Annotated in this window: 3 protein-coding genes and 1 rRNA gene; 2 read left to right on the forward strand and 2 right to left on the reverse strand. The window is 73.3% G+C overall.

Annotation, left to right across the window (positions count from 1 at the left end; genetic code table 11):
* Nucleotides 1-243 precede the first annotated feature (243 nt).
* Nucleotides 244-1,743, reverse strand: coding sequence for a sensor histidine kinase (locus ACZ55U_RS35020; RefSeq protein ID WP_465532900.1), 1,500 nt, complete (start codon nt 1,741-1,743; stop codon nt 244-246).
* Nucleotides 1,744-1,755: 12 nt separating this feature from the next.
* Nucleotides 1,756-2,583, reverse strand: coding sequence for a response regulator transcription factor (locus ACZ55U_RS35025; RefSeq protein WP_465532902.1), 828 nt, complete (start codon nt 2,581-2,583; stop codon nt 1,756-1,758).
* A gap of 415 nt (nt 2,584-2,998) precedes the next feature.
* Here ACZ55U_RS35025 and rrf point away from each other — a divergent pair.
* Together rrf and ACZ55U_RS35035 are read left to right on the forward strand one after the other, a co-directional pair.
* A 5S ribosomal RNA gene (gene rrf / locus ACZ55U_RS35030) occupies nt 2,999-3,115 on the forward strand.
* A gap of 264 nt (nt 3,116-3,379) precedes the next feature.
* Complete coding sequence (locus tag ACZ55U_RS35035) at nt 3,380-4,093, forward strand: IclR family transcriptional regulator (protein WP_030246527.1); 714 nt, start codon at nt 3,380-3,382, stop codon at nt 4,091-4,093.
* Nucleotides 4,094-4,224: the final 131 nt, after the last annotated feature.

The raw sequence follows: 4,224 nt of genomic DNA on the forward strand, positions 1-4,224 counted from the left end.
TCCCCCCCCTCCTCCCCCCCCCCCCCCCCCCCCCCCCCCCCCCCCCCCCCCCCCCCCCCCCCCCCCCCCCCCCCCCCCCCCCCGCTTCCGGGGTGGCCGCGCCCTTCTCCCCAGCGGGCCGGCGCGGAAGGCGTCAGGTGGTGGGCGGGCGGCCGGGTCGCCGGCCCCTCGGGACCCGGTGCCCGGTGCCCGATGCCCGGCGCACGGCGCACGGCACACGGCGCACGGCGCACGGGCGAACCGTCAGCGCTGACGGGGGAGTTCGACGCGGAAGGTGGCGCCCTCGCCGGGCGCGGTGCGGAGGGTGAGGACGCCGCCGTGGGCGCGGGTGAGGGCGGTGGCGATGGCCAGGCCGAGGCCGGCGCCGCCGCCGTTGTCGCGGCTGCGGGAGGCGTCGACCCGGAAGAAGCGGTCGAAGACCCGCTGGGCCTGCTCCTCGGTGAGGCCCGGGCCGGAGTCGGCGACCTCCAACAGGCAGACGCCGCCAGGGCCGGAGCCCACCCCGATCCGGACCGGGGTGCCGGGCGGGGTGTGCTTGACGGCGTTGCCGACGAGGTTGGTGACCACCTGCCGCAGCCGCGCCTCGTCGCCGACGACGGGCGCCGCGCCCGGCGCGCCGGTGCCGGAGGGACCGGTGAGCGCGACCGGACGGCTCGGGTCGAGGGCGGTGAGGTCGTGCAGCGCGTCGGCGGCCAGGGTGCGCAGGTCCATCGGGGCGAGGTCGAGCGGGCGTTCCTCGTCCAGCCGGGCGAGCACCAGCAGGTCCTCGACCAGGGCGCCCATCCGGTCGGCCTCGCTCTCGATCCGGGTCATGGTCCGCTTGACGTCCGCCTCGGTGGGCAGCGCGCCCATCCGGTACAGCTCGGCGAAGCCCCGGATGCCGGCCAGCGGGGTGCGCAGTTCGTGCGAGGCGTCGGCGACGAAGCGCCGCATCCGGGCCTCGGACTCGGCGCGGGCCGCGAAGGCCGCCTCGATCTGGGTGAGCATCCCGTTGAGCGCGATCGACAGCCGGCCGACCTCGGTGCCCGGGGAGAGCTCCGGCATCCGGTGCGACAGCTCTCCGGCCGCGATCCGCTCGGCGCCCTCCTCGATCCGGCGCAGCGGCCGCAGCCCGGCCCGGACGGCGAAGAAGCCGAGCCCGGCGATCAGCAGCAGCACGCCGCCGCCGATGGCCAGGAAGGAGGTGCTCAGCTTGTCGATGGTGGCGTCGATGTCCTCGCGGGAGACCGCGACCATGACGTAGGTCGGGGTGACGGCCGGGGAGGCGTACGCGCTGGGGCCGGCGGCCTGGCCGCGGGGCGGCTGGAGCGGCAGCACCAGCACCCGCCAGCTGTGGTGGCCGCGCTGGTCGGGCAGGTCGAAGGGGACGTCGGGGGCGGTGCTGGTCGGGTCCAGTCCGGCCAGCTGGGGCGCCGGGTCGCTGTCCGAGACGGGCTGGCGCATCGACGCCTGGACCTTGCCGTCCGAGGAGAGGTACTGCACCAGGTACTGGCTGGGCAGGCTGACCCGCCGGCCGGCGACGGCGGGCCGGCCGGCCGACGGGGCGGTGAGCTGGCTCGGGGGCTTGCGGGATAGCGGCAGCCCGTACCGCTGGAGCTGCTCGTCCAGCTGCTGCACCAGCTGGCTGCGGACGGTGCCGAGCACGAGGGTGTCGCTGACCACGAGCCCGGTGGTGACCAGCACGAGCGCGAGCACCAGCAGCCGGGCGCGCAGTGACAGCCGGGAGGAGAACCGGGCGAACACGGGAGGGGCCGGTCAGCCCTGCGGGGGCCGGCGCAGCGCGTAGCCGATGCCGCGCACGGTGTGGATCAGCTTGGGGCCGTGCGCCGGGCCGGAGTCGAGCTTGCGGCGCAGGTAGGAGATGTACGACTCGACGATGGAGAGGTCCCCGCCGAAGTCGTAGGCCCAGACGTGGTCGAGGATCTGCGACTTGGAGACCACCCGGCCGACGTTGGCCATCAGGTAGTGCAGCAGCTTGAACTCGGTCGGGGAGAGCGAGACCAGGGTGCCGCCCCGGGTCACCTCGTGGGCGATCGGGTCGAGGCTGAGGTCGGCGACGACCAGCCGGCCGTCCTCGGCGGGGCCGCCGGCCCGGCGCAGGATGGCGCGGATGCGGGCGATCAGCTCTTCGAGGCTGAACGGCTTGGTGACGTAGTCGTCCGCGCCGGCCGCCAGGCCCTGCACCTTGTCGCCGACGCCGTCCTTGGCGGTGAGGAAGAGCACCGGCAGGTGGTCGCCGGGGTGTCCGTGCGCCGGGCCGGCTATCTGCCCCCGGCTGGTGCGCTCGCGCAGCTTCTCGACGACGGTGAAGCCGTCGAGGTCGGGGAGCATCACGTCGAGCACGACCAGGTCGGGGCGCTCGGCGGCGACGAGTTCGAGCGCTTCGGTGCCGCTGGCGGCGGAGGCGACGCGGAAGCCCGAGAAGCGCAGCGAGGCGGAGAGCAGCTCGCGGATGTTGGGCTCGTCGTCCACGACGAGCAGGAACGCCTCGCCCTGGCCCCCGGCCACCGTGGAGCCGCCTGGTGTGGTGACAGTGCCTTGCACGGGGCTTTCGCCTCCTGGTCGGACGGTGACGTTCAGCATGAGGCTAGCCCTCGGAGGCTACGCGGCATGGATGAATGTTGGATTAACACCTTATCGGTCAGTTTTACGGCCACGGGCGCGCAGGGGCGGGCTCGATGGTGTGCGCACGGGCGTGAACGCGACGGACGGGTAGCGCGCCCGGCGTGACGCGCCTCACTCGTGCCTCACCCGCCTGGTTCGGGCCCATCGTTCCACGCCGACCGGGCCGAGGGCGATCCCCCGGTGGCGGCGGTCTCCGGTAGCGACGGTCCCCGGCGGCGGCCTCCGGCGGCGCCCGGCCGAGCACCGCCCGGGGAGCGGCCCGGGGCGGGGAGCCCTCACCGAATGCCCCCGATTCTTCCGCCCGTTTTTGCTCCTGCTATGATCGGCGGCGAGGCGAAGGCAATGCTTTCGAGCAATTGCCCGGCCCGATCATTTCGGTGGTCATAGCGAGAGGGAAACGCCCGGCTCCATTCCGAACCCGGAAGCTAAGCCTTTCAGCGCCGATGGTACTGCAGGGGGGACCCTGTGGGAGAGTAGGACGCCGCCGAATTCTTCTTACGGCCCCTGCCGTGTCCGACAGTGACACGGCAGGGGCTTTTTTCATTTCCCAGGACATTCTCCGGCGACCCCGCCATCCCCCCCGGCCGCTCCCCCGATTTCGACTTCCGGCCCCTCCCGGACCGTCGACACATCCTCCGACATGTCCAGCAGATGAGACGACAAAGCCCGGAAGAGGCACTTTGCGGGCATCTGAGAGGATGGCGAACATCGAAACGGACTTGCGTCTCGCTACCTGAGACTGCAATATCATGCTATGGACAACACTAGCGGCGTCGGCGTTCTCGACAAGGCCGCTCTGGTGCTCAGCGCACTGGAGTCGGGCCCCGCCACACTGGCGGGGCTGGTCGCCGCCACCGGTCTGGCGCGCCCCACCGCCCACCGACTCGCCGTCGCACTCGAACACCACCGTCTGGTCACCCGCGACATGCAGGGCCGCTTCATCCTCGGCCCGCGCCTGTCCGAACTCTCCGCCGCAGCCGGCGAGGACCGACTGCTCGCCACCGCGGGCCCCGTCCTCACCCATCTGCGTGACGTCACCGGCGAGAGCGCACAGCTCTACCGCCGGCAGGGCGAGATGCGCATCTGCGTCGCCGCCGCCGAACGACTCTCCGGCCTGCGCGACACCGTCCCCGTCGGCAGCACCCTGCCCATGAAGGCCGGCTCCGCCGCCCAGGTCCTGCTGGCCTGGGAAGAGCCCGAGCGCCTCCACCGAGGCCTCCAGGGCGCCCGCTTCACCGCCACCGCGCTCAGCGGCGTCCGCCGCCGCGGCTGGGCCCAGTCCATCGGGGAGCGGGAGCCGGGCGTCGCGTCCGTCTCCGCCCCCGTGCGCGGGCCCTCCAACCGCGTGGTGGCCGCCGTCTCCGTCTCCGGCCCCATCGAACGGCTCACCCGCCACCCGGGCCGCCTGCACGCCCAGGCCATCATCGAGGCCGCCAACCGGCTCACCGAGGCGCTCCGCCGCAGCTGACGGAACGCGGCGGGAAAAGGGCCGTGCCCGAGGAGATCTTGGGTTCTAGGAGTCGTTGCAACACCCCAGTTCAGGGGATGCATTGGACTTCGAGATTCGCAAGGTCCGGACGGCGCAGGGGCCTGTGAAGC

It is taken from the genome of Kitasatospora sp. NPDC034533 (assembly GCF_055575155.1).